This window comes from Bacillus sp. FJAT-22090 (assembly GCF_001278755.1).
In the GTDB taxonomy this organism is placed as follows: domain Bacteria; phylum Bacillota; class Bacilli; order Bacillales_A; family Planococcaceae; genus Psychrobacillus.
On record NZ_CP012601.1, the window covers coordinates 732,817 to 754,441 of the forward strand.

Annotated in this window: 17 protein-coding genes and 1 pseudogene; 14 read left to right on the top strand and 4 right to left on the bottom strand. The window is 35.8% G+C overall.

The window, feature by feature from the left end; all coding sequences use genetic code 11:
- Positions 1 to 10 precede the first annotated feature (10 nt).
- On the bottom strand, positions 11 to 1,654 hold the full coding sequence (locus AM499_RS03735) for an ABC transporter substrate-binding protein (protein WP_053588945.1): 1,644 nt from the start codon (positions 1,652 to 1,654) through the stop codon (positions 11 to 13).
- A gap of 97 nt (positions 1,655 to 1,751) precedes the next feature.
- On the opposite strand from AM499_RS03735, the gene AM499_RS03740 reads away from it, so the two are divergent.
- A complete protein-coding gene (locus tag AM499_RS03740) occupies positions 1,752 to 2,969 on the top strand; it encodes an MDR family MFS transporter (protein ID WP_053588946.1) in 1,218 nt (405 codons plus the stop codon).
- 166 nt (positions 2,970 to 3,135) lie between these two features.
- Here AM499_RS03740 and AM499_RS21160 read toward each other — a convergent pair.
- Positions 3,136 to 3,394, bottom strand: a pseudogene (locus AM499_RS21160) (transposase); the annotation flags it as partial.
- A gap of 416 nt (positions 3,395 to 3,810) precedes the next feature.
- On the opposite strand from AM499_RS21160, the gene AM499_RS03750 reads away from it, so the two are divergent.
- The 7 genes from AM499_RS03750 to AM499_RS03780 all read left to right on the top strand — a co-directional run bounded on the left by AM499_RS03750 (position 3,811) and on the right by AM499_RS03780 (position 12,881).
- Positions 3,811 to 5,175 carry a spore germination protein gene (locus tag AM499_RS03750; RefSeq protein ID WP_231687520.1) on the top strand — a complete coding sequence of 455 codons (1,365 nt, stop codon included), beginning with the start codon at positions 3,811 to 3,813 and terminating at the stop codon, positions 5,173 to 5,175.
- Positions 5,172 to 6,266 carry a GerAB/ArcD/ProY family transporter gene (locus AM499_RS03755; protein WP_053588948.1) on the top strand — a complete coding sequence of 365 codons (1,095 nt, stop codon included), beginning with the start codon at positions 5,172 to 5,174 and terminating at the stop codon, positions 6,264 to 6,266. The genes AM499_RS03750 and AM499_RS03755 overlap by 4 nt, the downstream gene beginning before the upstream one ends.
- Complete coding sequence (locus AM499_RS03760; protein ID WP_053588949.1) at positions 6,266 to 7,369, top strand: Ger(x)C family spore germination protein; 1,104 nt, start codon at positions 6,266 to 6,268, stop codon at positions 7,367 to 7,369. Before AM499_RS03755 ends, AM499_RS03760 begins: the two co-directional genes overlap by 1 nt.
- A 133-nt stretch (positions 7,370 to 7,502) precedes the next feature.
- Positions 7,503 to 9,158, top strand: a complete 1,656-nt coding sequence (locus AM499_RS03765; RefSeq protein ID WP_053588950.1) for a methylmalonyl-CoA mutase family protein — start codon at positions 7,503 to 7,505, stop codon at positions 9,156 to 9,158.
- On the top strand, positions 9,145 to 11,304 hold the full coding sequence (scpA, locus tag AM499_RS03770; RefSeq protein WP_053588951.1) for a methylmalonyl-CoA mutase: 2,160 nt from the start codon (positions 9,145 to 9,147) through the stop codon (positions 11,302 to 11,304). The genes AM499_RS03765 and scpA overlap by 14 nt, the downstream gene beginning before the upstream one ends.
- Positions 11,304 to 12,398 carry a methylmalonyl Co-A mutase-associated GTPase MeaB gene (meaB, locus tag AM499_RS03775; protein WP_053588952.1) on the top strand — a complete coding sequence of 365 codons (1,095 nt, stop codon included), beginning with the start codon at positions 11,304 to 11,306 and terminating at the stop codon, positions 12,396 to 12,398. Before scpA ends, meaB begins: the two co-directional genes overlap by 1 nt.
- 39 nt (positions 12,399 to 12,437) lie before the next feature.
- A complete protein-coding gene (locus AM499_RS03780) occupies positions 12,438 to 12,881 on the top strand; it encodes a BrxA/BrxB family bacilliredoxin (protein WP_053588953.1) in 444 nt (147 codons plus the stop codon).
- Positions 12,882 to 12,936: 55 nt separating this feature from the next.
- Here AM499_RS03780 and prli42 read toward each other — a convergent pair whose 3' ends face one another.
- The gene (gene prli42, locus AM499_RS21565; protein WP_156316738.1) at positions 12,937 to 13,032 is read right to left on the bottom strand and encodes a stressosome-associated protein Prli42; all 96 of its coding nucleotides are present in this window, start codon (positions 13,030 to 13,032) and stop codon (positions 12,937 to 12,939) included.
- Between the two features lie 313 nt (positions 13,033 to 13,345).
- On the opposite strand from prli42, the gene mce reads away from it, so the two are divergent.
- The 5 genes from mce (at position 13,346) to AM499_RS03805 (ending at position 18,914) form a co-directional block, all read left to right on the top strand.
- The gene (gene mce, locus AM499_RS03785) at positions 13,346 to 13,756 is read left to right on the top strand and encodes a methylmalonyl-CoA epimerase (protein ID WP_053588954.1); all 411 of its coding nucleotides are present in this window, start codon (positions 13,346 to 13,348) and stop codon (positions 13,754 to 13,756) included.
- A 4-nt stretch (positions 13,757 to 13,760) separates the two neighbouring features.
- On the top strand, positions 13,761 to 15,308 hold the full coding sequence (locus AM499_RS03790) for an acyl-CoA carboxylase subunit beta (protein ID WP_053592086.1): 1,548 nt from the start codon (positions 13,761 to 13,763) through the stop codon (positions 15,306 to 15,308).
- 17 nt (positions 15,309 to 15,325) lie between these two features.
- On the top strand, positions 15,326 to 16,438 hold the full coding sequence (locus tag AM499_RS03795; RefSeq protein ID WP_053588955.1) for a M20/M25/M40 family metallo-hydrolase: 1,113 nt from the start codon (positions 15,326 to 15,328) through the stop codon (positions 16,436 to 16,438).
- Positions 16,439 to 16,460: 22 nt separating this feature from the next.
- Positions 16,461 to 16,943: a chemotaxis protein CheW gene (locus AM499_RS03800; RefSeq protein ID WP_053588956.1), complete on the top strand. Its 483-nt coding sequence runs from the start codon at positions 16,461 to 16,463 to the stop codon at positions 16,941 to 16,943.
- A gap of 729 nt (positions 16,944 to 17,672) precedes the next feature.
- Positions 17,673 to 18,914 carry a DNA polymerase IV gene (locus AM499_RS03805; protein WP_156316739.1) on the top strand — a complete coding sequence of 414 codons (1,242 nt, stop codon included), beginning with the start codon at positions 17,673 to 17,675 and terminating at the stop codon, positions 18,912 to 18,914.
- Between the two features lie 9 nt (positions 18,915 to 18,923).
- On the opposite strand, the gene AM499_RS03810 is transcribed toward AM499_RS03805, so the two are convergent.
- A complete protein-coding gene (locus tag AM499_RS03810) occupies positions 18,924 to 20,369 on the bottom strand; it encodes a UDP-N-acetylmuramoyl-L-alanyl-D-glutamate--2,6-diaminopimelate ligase (protein ID WP_053588957.1) in 1,446 nt (481 codons plus the stop codon).
- A gap of 281 nt (positions 20,370 to 20,650) precedes the next feature.
- Here AM499_RS03810 and rnz point away from each other — a divergent pair, with 281 nt between their 5' ends.
- Positions 20,651 to 21,601: a ribonuclease Z gene (gene rnz, locus AM499_RS03815; RefSeq protein WP_053588958.1), complete on the top strand. Its 951-nt coding sequence runs from the start codon at positions 20,651 to 20,653 to the stop codon at positions 21,599 to 21,601.
- Positions 21,602 to 21,625: the final 24 nt, after the last annotated feature.

A 21,625-nucleotide genomic window follows, 5' to 3' on the forward strand; every position in this document is an offset into this window, starting at 1 on the left:
TGCTATAAATTTAATTACAAGTAGGTCTAACCCAAAGCTTTGAAAAGTCTACATACCCAAAATGTTTTATATTAATATTCATTAAATCTGCGGAGAAAGGAATTTGACGTTTCGCATAATAAAGTGGAACAAAAATAGATTCGTCAATCAATGCTTTCTCTACCTTTAAATTTAATGATGTCCAATCTTCAAATGGAGTGTTTATGTATTCCTCTAAATAGTCCATCCATTTATTATTTTCTTTCAAAACAGATGCTAATGGAGAAAAACCATTTCTTAAGAAATAAAAGAATGAAAAGTTTTGATTCATTTCAAAAACTTCACCATGAATAAAGAGATCTACTTCTTCGTTCTTCACATTATTTGCTATCGTATCTTTAAAAGAGACCCATTTTATATGAACTGGAACTCCTTCTCTTTCAAATATAGTTTTCAACCAATTAGTAGTATTTTCCGTGTAATTTACTAACTTTATTATAAGTGATTCTGAAAATGATGGGCGTTCCACTTCTGACAACATGTATTTCTTACTATGACCAATAAGGCAGCCATGAGGATTAGGTAGAATTCTCTGATCCACCTTACCAATTGTATGTCTATACTTTGCGATTATAAAATGTAAATAATCACGTACTTCTTTTCTTTGAATAGCAGAGTTACGGTTTACATTCATGACAACCAATCCAAAGCCAGAATCACTTTCCACTTGAAATGTAGGCTGATTTTCTGTTGAAGAACGATACACTATCTCAAATCCGACTGGTAATTGGACAAACTCAATTATGTCTAATAAAGGTCTTTCTCCGTAAAACTCTTTAAACGCGACTAATTTTGTTTTGTAATCATTGTTCTCCTCGAGATAAAAGCAACCAGTCCCTATTACGTTTCCTTTGATTTCTTTATAAATACTAGCATTCATTGTACCGAGCATTTGTAAACAATAGCTGCAACCTCTCGGAAAATGTATATCTACAACTAATGGAGCAGCTACAACAATTTTTTGTACTGGCTCCCACAAATCTTTATAACAATCATGCTTTCGTATCCTTTCCAAACAGTCTGTAACATCTTCTGCAGTTAATATGGAACCATCATGGAATTTAATATCTTTTTTTAAATATATTCGAAGCTTAGTTTCACCTATGTCCCAGCTGTGAGCTAGTTCCGGGTATACAATTCCTTCTTCATCCACAAAAACTAATCGGTTATAAATCGTTGCGACAATATTTGCGCTATGTACATCAGCAGCTTCAAGAGGATGCTTTGTTAAAAATGGAAATTTTCTTGGGACGACAAGTTTGTCATTTGTATTTTGAACATAACCGAAATTTGACCGAAATTTATTCATTAACCGCAGTTTACTTTCCAATGACCATTCGAATAACAAATATTTGCTACTTATATCAACGGCTTCCTCATCAATGATCTTCATAGCATGTTCTTCAAAAATACTTTCCACATCTTTTAGCCATTGTAGGTTAGATACCTTGCCACGTCCACGTCCAGAAGTATAAGTGAGCCAGCCTTCTTTAGACCATTTCTGTATATTACGTGTGGTTTGTTTTGTGCTTAATTGGAGGACATCTGCTAATTCTTCTTGTTTTATTGGTCCTGAAGACACTGAATGCCAAAGCTTTAATAAATTCTTATCCATTCTATCCTCCTATTAAAGTGGACATAGATTAATTATTTGTCCGTTTTTATTTTTCTTAGTCTAGTTTAATATACTAAAGACAGAGGAGGGGAACAACATGGGTTGGAAGAACTATCCGCAAAATATTAAGGTTCGTCTCATTACTTCATTTTTTAATCGCGCGGTATCCTCCGCAGTAATGCCTTTTATGGCACTATTTTTTGCACAAGAAATGAATAAGGTATGGGCAGGACTCTTTCTAGTTTTTACTGTAATCATTAGTTTTTTTGTGAATCTTATCGGGGGCTATATTTCGGATCGTTTTCCACGAAAAAGAGTATTAGTACTAACTTCATCTATTAGTGCATTCCTTTTTTTGTTGATGACAATTAGTTTATATCCTAGAGACAACATCATTTCGATTTTTGCCTTTGCTTACACATTATACATAGTGACAAGTAGCCTTGGACGTCCAGCGATGCACGCGATAATTATCGATTCGACCACTCCTGAAAACAGAAAAGAGGTGTATGCACTCGATTACTGGCTCGTAAATTTATCAATGGCTATAGGTGCTGCATTAGGCGGTTTGTTATATTTGCATCATCAAATAGAATTATTTGTATTGCTAACGATTACTTCAACGATATTACCAATTGCTTATCAAATTTGGTTAATTGATGAGCATACCATTAGAAGAGAAAAGCAACATCAAAATGTGTTTTTGGATTTAATTCAAAACTACAAAGTTGCTTTTCAAGACAGACCCTTTGTGAAAGTAGTTATAGGATCCATGTTCATTTTTGCAGCGGAGTTTTCGTTAAACAGTTATATAGGTGTTCGATTAGCAGAGACGTTTGAATCTGTACATATAGGAAACTTTGAGATTGCTGGTGTTCGAATGTTAAGCATACTTAATATTGAGAATATGCTTCTTGTCGTATGTTTTACGTTTCTAATCAATAAACTAACGGATAAATTTAGTAATAAAAACGTTTTATTGATTGGCTTGATCATATATGGTATCGGTTATGTAACAGTTACTTCAGCTAATACTTTTTATGTGCTAATCTTGTTTAATTTGATAGCAACTATGGGAGAATTAATCTATTCTCCAGTTAGAAACGCTGAGCAAGCGAATATGATTCCATCAGACAAAAGAGGTTCTTATTCTGCGTTCACGAACTTTTCTTTTAGCGGTGCAGATCTGATTGCCCGTTCCACAATAATCATAGGGGCGTTTTTAATACCTACCATGATGTCTGTATATATTGGCATTTTAATTATGTTTGGAACTCTGTTAGTATACGCAGGATTATTTATGAGAAAAACTTAAATTAGATTTGTTGAGAACTATATATTACTAACCCATTTTAATCGAAGTGGGTTCAGACTGTATACAAAGTACCCCGAGAGTTCTTTAGGGGTACTTTGTCAATTTTGAAGGTTTAAGTTCAAATTTCCCCTGAATTTTATGTGTGAGTCATCGCTACGAGACGTTTTCAACTCGCATTAGGCAGCTTCCATGTCCAAGTGGCGAGCTTTTTCAAATTCATCGCACAAAAGTAAGTATCGCTTGCATAGACAATTTTTTAAGGGCCCGAAAGGTTGTCCAACGCATACCATGCTTTTCTTTCACATCAGCAAAGACGCGTTCAATTGTTTCTTTGCGTTTAGCATATATCTCTTTTACTTCCACATAATACGTAGATGTTCCGCTTCCTCCACATACCCTTCCTAAATGTGTCGTTGAATCAGCTTCGTTTTTCAAGTTGTTCACGTTCATTAATTTGGTTTTTAGTCAGAATGATATTCAACACCTCAACGTCTTAGAAGATTTAGAAACTCAACACTTTTTAAATTAGTCAACACTAGTCGATTGGAGTGGAAGGTGCGAAGACTCCTACGGGAACAGCACGAGCCGAAGCACCCGGACTGAGCGTATCGAAATTAATTTTTTCGACGAGCTTGCGCAGGAGCAATTTTTTTCTGCGACGAGCTTGCTCAGGAGCAAGGGAGAAGGTTGAGGCCGTGCCCGTGGAAAGCGTAGCGCCTGAAACGGAAATCGACGATTTCTTACTATTTATTGCTTTAATAAATTTAATAACTTGGATAGGATTTTGTTCTTTCGGATAACCTATACGTATTACAGATTCTCATTAATTGAGGTGTATAAATTGAATACAAATGAGAAAACGAATCCGCCAGAGTTAATGAAGCAGTTATCAGATAAGTTTAGTCCTTCCATTGATGTTATGTTAATACCATTGCAAATGGAAGGAAATATAGTATACATTTTCTATTTAAAAACAGTTGTCAATGGAATTAAACTACATGAAATGATCATTAAACCTTTTTTTGAGATTAAATCATGTACAAATTATAATTCGTATATTGCATCTTTACCTGACTTAATTGAAATGAAATCAGGGGAAGAACTGATGATTGAAATAACGAAAGGACATGTTTTAGTTGCAATAGAGGATAATTTTTATCTTTTAGATATTAAATTTGTTAATTCGAATGTTGTACAACAAACATTAATGGAGCCAACTGTTTATGGTCCTCAATTAGCTCTAAGTGAGGATATAGAAACGAATCTGAACATTATCAGACATCGTTATCACGAGCCTTCCTTAAAGTTTGAATTACATCAATTAAAGGATAAATCTCATCAACCGGTAGCAATTATTTATGATGAAAAGACAGTAAATCAATCGGTCCTACAAAATATTCAAAAAAGATTAAAAGGCATAGATGTATCTCTTATTCAATCCGCAGGAGATTTACAGCTACACCTAAATGGTTCAAAGATTTCCCTTTTTCCAACACTCATTTTAACGGAGCGGCCTGATCGGATATCCTATAATCTTGCTGCGGGTAAAGTTGTTCTTATGGTAAATGGGAGTCCTCACGCTTTAATAGCACCTGTAGTATTTTTCGATTTTATGCTTTCCATGGAAGATAATTATCATACTTTTTGGATAACTACGTTTACTTCGATTCTCCGATATATTGGTTTGATTGCTTGCCTAATCTTGCCTGCCATGTATGTAGCAGTGACGTCGTATACTCCTGACATTTTGAGAACCGAATTAGCACTGACAGTTGCGGGGAGTAGAATTGGGATACCTTATCCGTCTTTTATAGAGGTATTATTAATGCTTATATTTATGGAGTTTCTTGTTGAGGCAAGTATACGGTTGCCTAAAGCCATTAGTGCAACTGCTACAACGGTTGGTGGATTAATCTTAGGTACTGCTGCTACAGAAGCTGCATTAACCTCTAACATAATGATTATTATTGTGTCTGCTGTTGCTATTACGAGCTTTGTAATTCCAATCAGTGAAATGAGTTTTTCTATTAGAATCTGTAGATACATGTTGCTTATTTTTACAACGCTTTTTGGAACAATAGGGTTAATGTTAGGCTCTCTTGGGATTTTAATGTTTTTGACAAACAAAAGAAGTTTTGGAGAACCTTACTTAAAAATGAATTGGAAGAGTGAGAAGAAGGAAAAAGAGGTGAATACTACTGGATGAGCCGCTATCTCTATTACTTAATTATTGTCACAATGGTTACGAATATCATTGCCTCTGTACCGAAAATTTTAATGAGTGAGAGTAAAAATGGAGTAATAATCTCTATGATTATTGCGGTCATCGCTGGAGTTATCTTAACAACTGTAGTAATTAACTTGTTTAGCTATTTTCCTAGTATGACTTTACCTGAAATATTAAAGCAAAGCACTTCCAAATGGATTTATTATCCTGTTTTATTTTATTTTGCTGTTTCTTGGTATATAGCTGGACTCATAACACTTGTAACTTATGTGTTTTTGTTCAATACGTTTTTGTCATTTGAAACTTCAATTACAATTACCACTCTTGCATTCATATTGATTGCCTCTTTTGGTGTATTAATGAAAGAAAAAAGCGTTCTTTATACAACTGAGCTCGTATTGGTCTTATTTTTACCTGTCATTTTCATATTGTTAATAAAAGCTTATTCAGACCCTCAGTTAGAATGGGATTTTGTAAAAGTAGCTATCATGCACATCGATCAAAAACCAAGTTATAGTGCTTTTTCAGCGTCTACATATGTTTTTATAGGGGCAGTGAATATAATAATTTTTAACAAGTTTATGAATATCACCCAAAGAATTGGCATAAAACAAGTAATATTTTTAGGCTTGGTCGGTATTTTTAGTTTATTTACTACGTATTTTATTCCTATTGGTTTTAATGGCTTCGAACAAATCGAAAATCTTACTTTTCCTTGGGTATCTACTAGTGATTCTATACGTTTGAGATATGGAATAATTGAACGAGTGATTTTCGTGTTTGTCATTGTATTTTTAGGCGTTGCTTTTATCAGCCTATTGATTCACTGGCATGTTTCTCTTAAATTGTTTGAGAGTATATTTCATTTTAAAAAGTTAAAATGGAAAAGCAAGAACCTTACATCCTATTTATTTGTTTTTTTGTTTGGTGTGATGGGAATCATTTCCACACGGCAAATAAATGAATATCAATTATTTAAATACTCCAGTTATTATTATAATACTTTACCAATTTTTTATGTCATTTTAATCAGTATTTTGCTATTTGCTAAACGGAGGTCAAATTCTTAATGGCACATATAAAATTTCTAGCAATAATATTTGTCTTTACAATCTTTCTTTCAGGCTGCGGTTTTAAAGATATTGATAATCGAATATTTGTAACTGGGATTGGAATTGACCCTTCCGAGAAAGAAAATGGTAAATATAGAATCACACTAAAATTAGCTATTCCTGTTTCTCAAATTAAACAAGAAAAAGAACCAAGCTATCAATATTTAGTTCATGATGGTGAAAATCTAGAAGAAGCGATTCGAATATTAGAAACACATACTGATAAAGTTTTAGAGTTTGGACACGCTAAAATAATATTAATAAATGAGTCACTCTTAGAAGAGGAATTAAAGGATTTTATGGACTATTTAGTTAGAAGAGGTGATATACAATTCATCGCTTGGATAGCGGCAGCTAAACCTTCTGCAGAAGCAATTCTTCGAACAGAGCCAAAAGGGGAAGCTCCGGTAGCATCTCCCCTTACAAAGTTTTTCGGTAATACTGGCACCGAAAGTCCCTATATTGTCTCAACTTATCTTTATGAATTTAGAAGGGATTATCATGGAAAAGGTGTTGATCCAATTTTGCCAGTAGTAGAAGCAAACGAAACAGGTACTCAACTAATAGTAAATAAATCAGTGATAGTAAAAGAAAAAACTAAGCCATTAGAATTGCCATCAAGCTTAACAAGAGATTTCAATTCACTTGCAAACAGTATTCCTGGATATAGTTTTAAAATAACTACTGACGGTTTAAATTTAGTATTAAATATGGGTACCACTAAGATGAAATATAAAATAATGAAGGAAAATGGACAACCTACTTCTATTAAGATTAATGTTAAAATGTCCGGTGTAATAAGCCAGTCAAATAAAAATTTATCTCTAAAAAATTTAGACAACTATAATAAATTGGCTGCGAAAGAAATAAAAAAGGAACTAGAGAAATTATTTACTACTCTTCAAAAAGAAAAGCTAGATCCTTTTGGATTTGGCCTGAGGTATAGAACAATGCAGCTAAACCATAAAGATACATTTAAAAAGTGGGTAGAGGCTTATCCCACATTACCTTTTGATGTAACTGTTGATGTCGCATTAAAAAGTACAGGAACAATCGAGTGATTTACTTCAGCTCTTCTATAGAGAAGAGCTGTTTTGTGATCACTAAGGAAGTTCTTCTTTATAATGCCCTGGTAGTCAGTTAAAATATATATAGCAATGTTTAGATTGCAAAGGGGGAAGCGTAAGCGATTATATGACAATACAAAAAATGAAAGAAACTACATTTAATCCTGCTACAATTACGGATTGGGAACAAGCAGCAATTAAAACATTAAAAAATAAACCATTTGAATCTTTATCAACTAAAACGTTGGAAGATATCATTTTGAAACCGCTTTATACTTTAGCTGATTTAACTAATATTCCTTCAAATCAAACTTCTATAATAAGAGATTCTAAGAGTTCCTCTGACTGGCTGATTGCACAAGCAGTTACAGGTAATACGAGTAAGGAGATACTAGAGGACCTGAAAGAGTCGATCTCAAAGGGTAATGAAATAATTTTTTATACAGTAGATACTCAACATAGTTGGGAAGGTTCAGAACTAGAGGAACTAAAGCTCTTGTTTAAGGAACATACTGTTTTACTCGATGTTACGAGCAATCCATCTTTTTTACATAACTTTACTGATTTAAATGGAATGATTAAAGGTGCAGATGGAAAAGAAAAAGATTTTCCAAATGCTCGAACTTATTTTTTGGATGCCTCTACTGTTCACAAACAAGGTGGAGATGCTATAAGTGAGCTTGCGAGTGTTCTAGTACAAGCAGATACATTTGTAGCCTCAATAGACATAGATAAACTTAGCGAAAAAGCTTTTGTCCAATTTTCTGTGGATACAAATTTCTTTATGGAAATTGCAAAACTTCGTGCATTTCGTATTCTTTGGAAAGCCTTTGGAGAAGCACATGGAATTTTAGATATCGATCCAATTCCTATTCATTCCGAAACTTCTCTACGTTCATTTTCGGCATTAGATTCTAATGTGAACATTCTTCGGGTAGGAAATAGTGCACTTTCTGCAGTTCTTGGAGGTTCAGACAGTATTACTACTTATCCACATGATTATTTGACTGGTGCAAAATCAACGTCAAAACGTATTGCACGTAATATGCAATTAGTTCTAAAAGAAGAGACTCACATTAATCGAGTATTAGATGCTTCAGGAGGCTCTTACTTTATAGAAAAGCTTACGCATGAACTAGTAGAAAAAAGCTGGGCATACTTTCTAGAGCTAATGTCTGAAAATACATTAAATGAAAGAAATCAAAAGTTAAAAGAAAGAGCGGAGGCTAAATGGGATCAGCAAATAGAAAACTTATCTACTCGCAAAAAATCTCTCATTGGAACAAACGTGTATGCTAATCCAGATGATTCATTGATATATCCAATTAAACCTACGGATTATTTACGCCTAGCAGAGCCTTTCGAATTATTGAGAAAAGCTTTCCTTCAAAACAGTTTGAAAACAGCAATTATCCCATACGGAATCCTCAAGGAATACAAAGCTCGAATGGATTTTGTAAGTGGATTTTTAATAGCAATTGGTATTTCACCTTTGATAGCACCGGAAAACTTAAAACCATTCGATTTGCAAAAGTGGATTGATGAACAGAACATAGATTATGTTGTATTTGTAGGAAACGATGAGCAAACTACTGGTCTAGTTCCAGCATTATTAAAAGAGAAGTTATCTGTTCCTATCGATGTTGCAGGAAAATTTGAAGAATATGAAGATTGGTTAGAAGTAGGACTCTTCGGAAGAATTTATGCTGGACAATCACTACTGGAAAAAGGTAATGAATTGTTAGCACTTGCTAAACAGGAGGTTTCACATGAAAATGCCTAAATACTCAGATGTGAACATCGTAAAAGTTCTAGAAAGAACAACGAAGCAATTTAAAAATGAATCAATATCCTTTTTGACGAACGAAGGTATTGAATTAAAACAAACTTATAATGAATCAGATATAGAAAATTTAGTGCACATTCAAGATCTTCCGGGGATAGCTCCGAATACACGTGGACCTTATCCAACGATGTATGTAGCGAAACCATGGACAGTACGCCAATATGCAGGGTTTTCTACAGCAGAAGAAAGTAACGCTTTTTATAGACGTAACTTGGCAATGGGGCAAAAAGGATTATCAGTTGCATTTGATTTGGCTACGCATCGCGGTTATGATTCTGACCATGAACGAGTAACAGGTGACGTTGGGAAAGCTGGGGTTGCTATAGATTCAGTAGAAGATATGAAGATATTGTTTGACGGAATTCCGCTTGATCAGATGTCTGTTTCTATGACAATGAATGGTGCAGTACTGCCAATATTAGCTTTTTATATCGTAACAGCAGAGGAGCAAGGGGTAACACCAGAACAACTTGCAGGCACAATTCAAAATGACATTTTAAAAGAATATATGGTTCGTAACACATACATTTATACACCTGAAATGTCGATGAAAATAATTGCAGATATCTTTTCTTACACTGCTAAAAACATGCCAAAGTTCAATTCCATTTCTATTTCTGGTTATCATATGCAAGAGGCGGGAGCTACTGCGGATATTGAACTTGCCTATACTTTAGCTGATGGTTTGGAGTATGTAAGAACGGGCCTGAATGCAGGAATAGACATTGATGCTTTCGCACCTAGACTCTCATTCTTTTGGGCTATTGGGATGAATTATTTTATGGAAGTGGCTAAAATGCGAGCAGCACGTAGAATTTGGGCACAAATGATGTCGAGTTTTGATCCGAAAAACCCGAAATCTTTAGCATTACGTACACATTCTCAGACTTCTGGATGGAGTTTAACTGAACAAGATCCATTTAATAATGTAACAAGAACATTAGTAGAAGCAAATGCTGCAGCAATGGGACATACACAGTCCCTACACACGAATGCATTAGATGAAGCGATTGCACTTCCAACTGATTTCTCAGCACGGATAGCGCGTAATACTCAGCTATTCTTACAAGAAGAAACGAATATGACCAAAGTTATAGACCCTTGGGGCGGTTCTTACTATGTGGAAAAATTGACAAATGAACTGATGGAAAAAGCTTGGGCACTAATTGAAGAAATAGAAGAGCTTGGTGGAATGGCAAAAGCTATTGAAACTGGCCTACCTAAAATGAAAATAGAAGAAGCAGCAGCAAAAAAACAAGCACAAATAGATTCTTCCAAAGAAATAATTATTGGCGTTAACAAATATAGATTAGAACAAGAAGATGCAATCGACATATTAAACATTGATAATACAGTCGTACGCCAAAAGCAAATGGAACGACTTGCTCAGTTAAAAGAAAAACGTGACGAAAATGCTGTAAAAGAGGCACTTTTGGCATTAACCGAAGCTGCTCGAACTGGAAACGATAACTTGCTAGCTTCCGCGGTAATTGCTGCTAGATATCGTGCAACAATTGGAGAAATTTCAGATGCCATAGAAGTTGTAGCAGGAAGACATAAGGCGGTGATCCGTTCCGTGAGTGGTGTATATAGTGCAAACTTTAATGATGCCGAGGAAATTGAAGCTGTTAAACAAATGGCTGAAGATTTCCGAGAAAATGAAGGAAGACGACCTCGAATTTTAATCGCAAAAATGGGTCAAGATGGACATGACCGAGGTGCAAAAGTTATAGCTACTGCATTTGCTGATTTAGGATTTGATGTAGATATTAGTCCTTTATTTCAAACTCCAGCTGAAACTGCGCAACAAGCAGTTGAAAATGATGTCCATGTAGTTGGCGTTAGCTCATTGGCAGCTGGCCATATGACGTTAGTTCCTGCTTTGAAAGAGGAACTTGCTAAGCTTGGTCGGGAAGATATATTGATCGTAGTAGGAGGCGTAATACCTGCACAGGACTATGCATTCTTACGTGAAAACGGAGCTTCAGCTATTTTTGGACCAGGTACTGTAATTCCAGTTGCTGCTCAAAAAGTAATTGAAGAAATCTATAAAAGATTGGGTTATGAGGAAGTGGAGGGCTAATGGCTGAAACGGATAAGACAAACCAATCGGCAATGCATGTGATGGGTGGTATAAAGTCACAGCACGATGGAATGGGAAAAGCTTCTGTAAAAAAATTTTCAAAGAAGAAACCTTTTGTTATAGATCAAGCAGAATATGTTCAAGAAGTTCTAAATGGCTCCAGATTACATTTAGCAAAAACGATTACTCTCATTGAAAGCACTGTGTCTGACCAACAAACAATAGGACAACAGATTTTGAAAGAACTACTCCCCTATACGGGAAATACGATTCGTATAGGTATTACAGGTGTGCCTGGTGCAGGGAAGAGTACATTTATCGAAGCTTTTGGAAAAATGCTATGTGACCAAGGATATAAAGTCGCCGTGCTAGCTATTGATCCAAGTTCCTCTTTAACAGGAGGTAGTATACTGGGAGATAAAACTAGAATGGAAGAGCTTGCAAAACATCCAAATGCCTTTATTCGTCCTTCTCCATCTGCTGGTACATTGGGAGGGGTTCATAAGAAATCTAGAGAAACGATGTTAATATGTGAGGCTGCAGGATACGATGTAATTTTAGTAGAAACAGTAGGTGTTGGTCAAAGCGAGACAATCGTTCGAGGGATGGTAGATTTCTTTTTACTACTTGCATTAACTGGTGCTGGTGATGAGTTGCAAGGGATGAAAAAAGGAATAATGGAGCTGGCTGATGCCATTGTAGTAAATAAGGCAGATGGGTCAAATGAAAAACTAGCTAAAAAGACTGTAGCGGAATATAAACAAATCCTGCATTTTTTAGCACCAGCTTCACCTAACTGGACGACACCAGCTTTAGCAGTCTCTTCGTTGTACAAAACAGGCTTAGAAACAGTTTGGGAAACCATCCAAACGTTTAAGAAAGAAATGCTTTCGAATAATGTTTGGCAAAATCGTAGAAAAGAACAAACAGTCGCTTGGTTTAAAACAATGATTGTGGATCGATTATATGATGACTTTTTTTCTTCTACCGATAAAAAACAAAATATGGCTAAATTAGAAGGTTTAGTAAGGGATGGGCAAGTAACAGTTTCGCAAGCAGTTGAAGAGTTATTTTCCTCGAATTCTAAGCAATAATCTGCTAATATAAAATTAATTGAAAAGGAGTGTTTTGATATGAATATGATGGATTTTAATTTATTAATGAATGATATGGTTCAGCAGGCTCGTGGAGAAATGGAAGCTAGTGGATATGAGCAACTAACTTCTCCAGAAGAAGTTGATTCTGCTTTTGCGCGCCCAGGAACAACTCTAGTTATGGTGAATTCGGTTTGTGGATGTGCTGGAGGTATCGCTCGTCCTGCAGCAGCAAACGCAATTCATTACGATAAAAGACCGGATCATTTAGTAACAGTTTTTGCAGGACAAGATAAATTAGCAACTCAACAAGCCCGCAATCTATTTGGTGAAGATCATTTACCATCTTCTCCATCGTTTGTTTTATTAAAAGATGGTCAGGCAGTAGCTGAAGTAGGTCGCCATGAAATAGAAGGACATGATCCAATGTCAGTTATCACTCATATTCAAGCATTGTTTGAAGAGCACTGCGAAGAAATTTAATAATGTCATCGAAAAGAGCGGAGCAATTGATTGCCTCCGCTCTTTTTTATGAACATTATAAGATAAAACTTAATCCAAAAAGTAGTGATGAAGCGACCATTGCAAAGATCATTAAATAGATTACGATTTTACGAAATGTTTGATTACGCATGAACTTCTCTCCTTTTACAATTACTTTTATTTTAACAAATTCGAAAAAAATCACAAGAGGTAGCGTTTAATTTACCGATGAGAAGGCAAAACTTTTCTATTTATTAAATGTCCAGTCTTCAGCACATTGCCCCTCGAGGTAAAATCTTAATAGGCAATGGTGGTTGATAAGCTTCCTCCTCCCCATTCATCATTTGTTCTGAGCAAAGCTCGTAGCAGAAGAACGTTGCTTGTCGGAGCAACATATGCGCTTGCGCTTTTCTTATTGAAATATGTACAATAGATTATATAGTCAAAATATGGGGTGTGAGACAATGGAAAAAGTAGATCATATTGGTATTGCTGTTAAGAGTATAGAAGCAACTCTACCATATTATACAGAAACACTGGGGTTAAAACTATTACATATTGAAGAAGTTCCTACTGAAAAGGTTCGTGTTGCTTTCATTGATAGTGGTAATGTAAATCTAGAATTACTTCAACCATTAGATGAAACAAGCACAATTCATTCCTTTATTGAGAAAAAAGGAGAAGGAATACATCACATTGCTTTCGGTGTATCCAATATTCAAGAACGTTTAAATGAGCTAAAAGAAAAAGGGGTAAGGCTCATTCAAGAAACACCTAAAGCCGGTGCTCATGGGGCACAAGTAGCTTTTATACATCCGAAAGCTTCAAGTGGCGTTTTATATGAATTATGTGATAAAACAGGGGGAGCGAAATAAAGATATGGATATTTATGATAAAATTAATGATTTATATGATCGCAAACGAAAAATTGAATTAGGTGGCGGAGACGCTCGCATTAAAAAGCAACACGAAAAAGGGAAACTCACTGCAAGAGAACGAATAGACTTACTCGTTGATAAAGATTCTTTTGTGGAGTTAAATCCTTTTATACAACACAGAACGGTTGATTTTGGTATGGACAAGCTGGAAGGCCCAGGTGATGGGGTAGTTACTGGCTATGGAAAAGTTAATGGTCGACCAGTTTATTTATTCTCCCAAGACTTTACTGTTTTCGGTGGGGCACTCGGAGAAATGCATGCATTAAAAATTGCGAATGTAATGGATTTAGCTGCAAAAAATGGTGCGCCGTTTATTGGTCTAAACGATTCAGGTGGAGCTCGTATTCAAGAAGGTGTTGTTTCCTTAGATGGATATGGACAAATCTTTTATCGGAATGCTATTTATTCTGGTGTAATCCCTCAAATTTCCGTTATTCTTGGCCCGTGTGCAGGTGGAGCAGTATACTCTCCAGCAATTACAGACTTTGTTTTCATGACGGATGAAACAAGTCAAATGTTTATTACAGGGCCAAAAGTGATTGAAACGGTTACCGGTGAAAAGATTTCAGCAGAAAATCTTGGAGGTTCTAAAGTACATAATACAATTAGTGGTAATGCGCATTTCCGTGGGAAAACGGAAGAAGAAGTATTAGAAAGTGTCCGTTTACTTCTAAGTTATTTACCGCAAAATTTTGAAGAGAAACCAGCAATAGTGGAAGTAACTAGTGAAAATGATGACAGACCTGATTTAGCTGATATCGTCCCATTTGAAGCAATTCGTCCATATGATATTCGAAAAGTGATTGAGCAAGTAGTAGATACTGACTCTTTTTTAGAGGTTCAAAAAGAATTTGCTAAAAATATCGTAGTCGGTTTAGCTCGTATTAAAGGGGAAGTAGTTGGTCTTGTTTGTAACCAACCAAAAGTAATGGCTGGTGGTCTGGATATAGATTCATCTGATAAAGCAGCACGCTTTATTCGTTTCTGTGATGCATTTAATATTCCGATTATTACCTTCGAAGATGTGACAGGGTTTTTCCCAGGCATTAAACAAGAGCATGGTGGGATAATACGTCACGGTGCTAAAATACTCTTTGCTTATTCAGAAGCAACTGTCCCGAAAATGACAGTTATTCTACGTAAAGCTTATGGTGGTGCTTATGTTGCGTTAAACTCCAAATCAATTGGTGCAGATGTAGTGTATGCGTGGCCAAATGCTGAAATTGCAGTTATGGGGCCACAGGGAGCAGCAAATATTATTTTTGCTAGGGAAATTGCAAATAGCAAAGATCCAGAACAAGTTCGCGCAGAGAAAATAGAGGAATATCGTTCCAAATTTGCGAATCCATATGTTGCGGCATCGATGGGAATGGTAGATGATGTAATTGATCCTCGTGAAACTCGTATTAAACTTATTCAAGCATTAGAAATGATGCGAAATAAAAAAGAAACTAGACCGAAGAAAAAGCATGGAAATATACCATTATAAAGGAGTCTAAATACAAGATGAATCGTTTAATAGAAGAATTTTTTGAACTAGTTAAAATTGACTCAGAAACAAAACACGAAGAAATTATAGCACCTGTTTTAATTGATAAATTAGAGAAACTTGGATTTTCCGTTGTCCAAGACGATGCCCACACTAGAAATGGACACGGTGCAGGAAATTTAATAGCAACTTTAAAAGGTCAAAAATCAGAAGTAGATAGTATATATTTCACCGTTCATATGGATACAGTTGTACCTGGTAAAGGAATTCAACCAGTTTTAAAAGAAGATGGCTATATCTATTCAGATGGAACTACGATTTTAGGGGCTGATGACAAAGCAGGAATCGCTGCTCTATTTGAAGCAATCAAACGATTAAAAGAGGAAAACATCGCACACGGAGATATTCAAGTAGTTATTACTGCTGGAGAAGAAAGCGGTTTAGTTGGTGCAAAAGAATTGGATCCATCCATGATAACAGCCAAATATGGCTATGCAATTGATAGCGATGGAACTGTCGGTGGTATCGTAACAGCAGCACCGTTCCAATCGAAACTTTGGACGACTATAAAGGGTAGAACTGCACATGCAGGAGTAGCTCCAGAAAAAGGAATATCAGCAATCACACTAGCTTCCAAGGCAATTTCAGCAATGAAGCTAGGTCGTATCGATGAAGAAACCACTGCTAACATTGGGCGTTTTGAAGGTGGACAAGCTACTAATATCGTTTGTGATGAAGTTCACATTTTATCCGAGGCACGCTCCATCAACAAAGAAAAACTTGATGTTCAAGTAGCACATATGGTTCAAATTTTTGCTGAGATTGCAGCTAATAACGGTGGTTCGGCTGAGACTGAAACCCAGTTAATGTATCCTGGATTCCACTTTGAGGAAGATCATCATGTAGTACAGGTTGCGAAACGAGCAGTTGAAAGAATAGGAAGAACTGCCGATATTAAGAGAAGTGGCGGAGGTAGTGACGCTAATGTAATTGCTGGTTTTGGTATTCCAACGGTTATACTGTCGGTTGGTTATGAAGAAATTCATACAACTAACGAGCGTATGCCAGTAGAAGAGCTAGAAAAGCTTGCAGATTTACTTGTCGAAATTGTAAGAGTAGCTGCAGAATAATTCTTACAGGAGGTGTCTATTATTGAGTAGTGAGAAAGTAGTTGTCTTTCAATGTGGGAATGAAGATTATGCTGTACCTATTGAACATGTTATTTCTATTGAAAAATTAGAGCATATTAATCCAATACCACATTTACCAAATTATTTAATTGGATTAATGAAAATCCGAGGCGAACTTGTGCCAATTATCGATTTTGAGCAAATTTTATATAATCGTAATGGTGCAGATTTTGAATCTTCACGAGTTATAACGATGCATACACAAGATATGTCCATTGGACTTCTAGTGAAGGAAGCCAAAGAAATACTAGATATACCATCAGTAGATATTAAGCAAATTGGTTTAGTAAACTATACAAAAACGCAGTATTTTACTGGTGTTGCAAATTTAGAAAATCGAATGATTACGATTGTTGAACCATCCATTTTAGTTCGAACATTGGACGGGATCAAAGATATTCAGTCCTATTTAGAATCAGCAAAAAAAGAGGAAGTAGGTAGCTAATTATAGCTACTTCAGATTGAAGTTAAAAGGCAGTTGGCTAATTGGTATTCATTATTTTGATTTTTGTCTATAAGTTTGGAGAATCCTCCGCTCGACTCCTGCGGGAAAAGCGAGACAGACGATACCCTTCAGGAGCATAGCGAAGGCACTGAAAAGTCTATAGAATTTGACTTTACACTAAATAAAATCGTCCGACAAATTAGAAAATCGTTGAAACGGCTCCCTTTCCGCGGGCGTTGCCTTAGCCTCCTCGCTACGCTGCGGGGTCTTCGGCTAACTCAATTCCCGCAGGAGTGTCGCCTTTTTCAACGATTTTCTATTAATACTATTTGAATAGATTTTATTGATTAAAACTTCTCTATTAATGACATAAGAGTTTTCTAATTCAAAAGCGGAAAATAGTTGATTGGAGTGGAAGGCGACGACTCCAGCCGGAATAGCATGAGCTGAAGACCCTGGACAGAGCGTAGCGAGGGAAGCGGCTGAAGCCATGCCGGCGGAAAGCGTCCGCCTGGAACGGAAATTAACGGGTCCAACATACTGTTATGAAATCTCATAGAGGACTTTTTCAGTGCCCTCAGTGTAGAGCGACCAAGCGGATCGGCGCTCGCCAGCGAAAAGCGAGCAGAAAGTTTCGGAAAATCTGATCTATCCTATATAAATTCGAGTTTGTCTACAGTCTGAGGTAGCTAATTATAGCTGCCTTTTTTCCTTAAAGGGGGTATTTAGTTGAAGAGAAAAAATAGAATAATTTTTCATATAGATATGAATAGTTTCTATGCTTCTGTTGAACAGGCGTATGATCCCTCATTAAAAGGAAAAGCAATCGCAATTGCTGGAAACCCAAAGGAACGCAGAGGCATCCTTGTAACTTGCTCTTATGAGGCAAGGGCTAAAGGTGTTTATACGACAATGTCTGTTTGGGAAGCGAAACGTAAATGCCCGGAGATTATTTTACTTCCTCCCAACTTTGAAAGATATCGTATTGCTTCTAAAGCTATGTTTGATATATTACGTTCATATACACCTCTTGTGGAACCTGTATCGATCGATGAAGGGTATATGGATGTAAGTGAATTAAATCTTTCAGGAAACGCAGTAAGTTTGGCAGAATCTATTCAAAATAGATTGGTAAGTGAATTGGATTTACCTAGCTCAATCGGAATAGCTCCCAATAAATTTTTAGCAAAAACTGCTTCTAATATGAAAAAGCCAATGGGAATTACCGTTCTGCGAAAACGAGAAGTTGCTGAAAAGCTATGGCCTCTTCCTGTTATTGAAATGCATGGGGTAGGTGAAAGCACGTCAAACAAACTTGCAGAGTTAGGCATTAAAACCATTGGTGATTTGGCTACTATCGAAACTGGAGTTATTAAAGAAAGATTAGGTAAAGTTGGTTTGCGACTTTTGGAAAGAGCAAATGGTGTAGATAATCGCGATGTAGATCCAACCTCCGTTTTTGATACAAAAAGCGTTGGCAATTCCACTACCCTACCTTATGATGAAACCAATCCGGACGAGCTAAACAAGGTAATTTTGAAACTCTCCAAAAAAGTGGCTTCCCGTCTAGAGGCTAAAAATCTTGCTGGACAGTCTATTAACATTCATATTCGCGATGCTGATTGGAAAAATAAGACGAGAAGCAAAACTGTACAGAACCGTCTATTCGAAGAACGTGAGATATATCAGTTAGCAAAGTCCTTATTTCACTCTACTTGGAATGGAGAGGCTATACGACTTTTAGGTGTGACAGTGAATAATGTACATGATAAAGGTGATTATGTAGAACAATTATCGATTTTCAACTTTGAAGAACATGCTAAAGAAGAACCAATCTTGAAGCTAGTTGAACAGCTACAGGAAAAGTTCGGAAAAGACACAATCAAGAGAGGAATTAAATTAAAAAAGAATCCTTCTTTAGAATCGAAAACAAGCTTTAGTAAAGACTTTTTAGATGATCATAAATTGTAAAGGAGCATTCTATAAATGCTCCTTTTGGAAGGATAAAGAATGATTTAGAAAATGTAGTGTGTCCATATCAGACTTAGTTGGTAAAGAGAACGTTTGTTGGTAATCTTCTATGCCTTTCCCTGTAATCACTACCCAATCCTGGTCATGTGCTAGTTCCCATGCATGTTGAATAGCTAATGTACGATCAGGGATTACGATGCATTTATTCTTTAAATTGAGTTGAGTTAGTTCATTTATCATTTGGTCAGGAGTTAAACCATTTAGATCATCGAATGTAAGTATACTTACATCACAATTGCTTGTTGAAATGTCAATCATATTTTTTCTCTTCTGAACATCTCGATTCCCTCTGAATCCAAATACATGTATAATTTTTCGAGGCTTATAAGAATGAACAGTATCCAGAATATGATAAAAAGCATTGCTTGTATGTGCGTAGTCTATTACAAAATTAGCACCTGAAGGGTGAGAGAATAACTGAAATCTTCCTGGGACTCCTTCAAAATTAGTAAGCGCTTCGACAATAGAGGAAGGTTCAAGACCTAATGAAATAGAAGTTAAAAAAGCTAAAGAGGCATTTTCAACATTATGCTGGCCTCTCATACATGTTGTAAGAGGGTAGGATATTGTCTCCGAATTTGAAGTTGTTATTAGCTCTTCTTCAGATGTAAAATAAGCGGAGTCTTTGCCATTAACTTTTACTACGTTTTTGTTTTTTGATAAAACATAGGAACTTAATCTTTCGCCCCATTCAGTAACAGAATTTACGATAGCGACACCATTTAATTTCAAATGATCAAATAGTGATTGTTTTGCTAAATAGTAAGACTCCATGTTTTGGTGATAATCAAGGTGTTCAGGTTCTAAGTTAGTAAAAATACAATAGTCAAATTCTATGCCTTCAACTCTGTGTTGTGTTAAGCCATGGGATGACACTTCCATAATCACAATTTCATCATGGCTAAAGGATAATAGTTGGTGAAAAGTTAAAGGATCTAAAGTCGTATGAGTAGACGTGTTTTCGAATCCATTTATTACAGTTGATACACTTCCAAACAACGCACAGGATATACCATGTGATTCAAGAATATGCTTGAGCATATAAGAGGTCGTTGTCTTTCCATTTGTACCAGTTACACCTATCATTATTTTATTTTGAGTTGGATTATGGTGAAAAGTACTAGCTAAAACTGCTAACGCTTTCCTTGCATTAGGGACTTTAAAGTATGGTACATCTAAATCTTGTATATCTTGTTCCCCTATTATTGCAGCCGCGCCGTTTTTTATAGCATCATTTATAAAAAGGTGACCATCCGTATTCGTGCCAGCAATTGCTATAAATATGAAATGTTTATCGATCTTGGAAGAATCAAAAGACAATCCATTTATTACTAAAGATTTATCCTTGTCGCTTACAGAAATACCTAATGGCTGTAACAATAAATCTAAATTCATAAAGGTGGTTCGCTCCTTCTAGGTGTCTATTTATTGTTAGCTGAAATAAAAAATACATGCATTAACAATAGTAATAATGTAGCTTATTCTCATTTTTCTTAAGTCGCTTGTACAAATTTTCGAATAATTTGTATATGTATAATAATAAACAGTATACAGAAATAAGATTAAAAAGTTATGGATATAGCTTAATGTAACGAAAACTTAATAAAGCTGGAAAAGTTTGCAGTTATTTTATTCAAACATTATGATGAATGGAATAGAAGTTGAGGTGGAGATAGATGAAATTATTATTTTTAGGAACAGGTGCAGGAATGCCCTCTAAACAACGCAACACAACATCAACTGTTTTAAAACTATTAGAAGAAAGAGGAGCTTTTTGGATGTTTGATTGTGGGGAAGCGACTCAACATCAAATTCTACGAACTACTCTTAAACCGAGAAAACTAGAGAAACTCTTTATTACTCACTTGCATGGTGACCATATTTATGGACTCCCAGGGTTGCTAGGGTCTCGATCTTTCCTTGGTGGAGAAGAAGAACTCACTATTTATGGTCCATCAGGTATCAAAGCATGGATAGAGTTAACACTCACCACGTCCAAAACATATATCAAATATCCACTAACGATAATAGAGATAGAGGAAGGGATTGTATTTGAGGACGAGCAATTCATCGTGGAAGCAAAATTACTAGAGCATGTCATTCCATGCTTCGGTTATAAAATTACTCAAAAGCCTCTACCACCCGAGCTACTTATCAGTAAAACGGATGCGCTTCGTGTACCAAGAGGACCATTATTAAAGTTATTAAAAGCAGGATTAGATATTGAACTTGAAGATGGTCGAATAGTGAAGAGTGCAGAAGTGACAGGTACACCAAAGAATGGTTTTCAGGTAACTGTTTTGGGGGATACAAGGTTTTGTGATAATTCTATTTTGCTAAGTAATGGTTCTGATATTATCATTCATGAAGGAACGTTTGATCATGAAACGGCTAATCTTGCAAGGGAATATGGTCACTCAACTATCTTGGATGCTGCAAATGTATGTAAGGAAGCGAATGCTAAGCATTTAATCATCAATCATATTAGTGCACGATTTATGCCATCAGATATAAAAGAAATGTTGGCACAGGTTGATCATTTTCCTTTTCCAGTATTTATCGCAGATGATTTTTCTGAATATGAATGGCAAAATGGTTCCTTAATAAAAATAAAAGATTCCGAGTGATTACAATAATCAATCGGAATCTTT

What these genes read in the sequence shown, in the direction of transcription:
- AM499_RS03795 (WP_053588955.1), top strand. Translation starts at nt 15,326, where the DNA reads ATGAATCGTTTAATAGAAGAATTTTTTGAACTAGTTAAAATTGACTCA.
- AM499_RS03735 (WP_053588945.1), bottom strand. Translation starts at nt 1,654, where the DNA reads ATGGATAAGAATTTATTAAAGCTTTGGCATTCAGTGTCTTCAGGACCA.
- AM499_RS03790 (WP_053592086.1), top strand. Translation starts at nt 13,761, where the DNA reads ATGGATATTTATGATAAAATTAATGATTTATATGATCGCAAACGAAAA.
- AM499_RS03755 (WP_053588948.1), top strand. Translation starts at nt 5,172, where the DNA reads ATGAGCCGCTATCTCTATTACTTAATTATTGTCACAATGGTTACGAAT.
- meaB (WP_053588952.1), top strand. Translation starts at nt 11,304, where the DNA reads ATGGCTGAAACGGATAAGACAAACCAATCGGCAATGCATGTGATGGGT.
- rnz (WP_053588958.1), top strand. Translation starts at nt 20,651, where the DNA reads ATGAAATTATTATTTTTAGGAACAGGTGCAGGAATGCCCTCTAAACAA.
- AM499_RS03780 (WP_053588953.1), top strand. Translation starts at nt 12,438, where the DNA reads ATGAATATGATGGATTTTAATTTATTAATGAATGATATGGTTCAGCAG.
- mce (WP_053588954.1), top strand. Translation starts at nt 13,346, where the DNA reads ATGGAAAAAGTAGATCATATTGGTATTGCTGTTAAGAGTATAGAAGCA.
- AM499_RS03810 (WP_053588957.1), bottom strand. Translation starts at nt 20,369, where the DNA reads ATGAATTTAGATTTATTGTTACAGCCATTAGGTATTTCTGTAAGCGAC.
- AM499_RS03740 (WP_053588946.1), top strand. Translation starts at nt 1,752, where the DNA reads ATGGGTTGGAAGAACTATCCGCAAAATATTAAGGTTCGTCTCATTACT.
- AM499_RS03760 (WP_053588949.1), top strand. Translation starts at nt 6,266, where the DNA reads ATGGCACATATAAAATTTCTAGCAATAATATTTGTCTTTACAATCTTT.
- scpA (WP_053588951.1), top strand. Translation starts at nt 9,145, where the DNA reads ATGAAAATGCCTAAATACTCAGATGTGAACATCGTAAAAGTTCTAGAA.
- AM499_RS03765 (WP_053588950.1), top strand. Translation starts at nt 7,503, where the DNA reads ATGACAATACAAAAAATGAAAGAAACTACATTTAATCCTGCTACAATT.
- prli42 (WP_156316738.1), bottom strand. Translation starts at nt 13,032, where the DNA reads ATGCGTAATCAAACATTTCGTAAAATCGTAATCTATTTAATGATCTTT.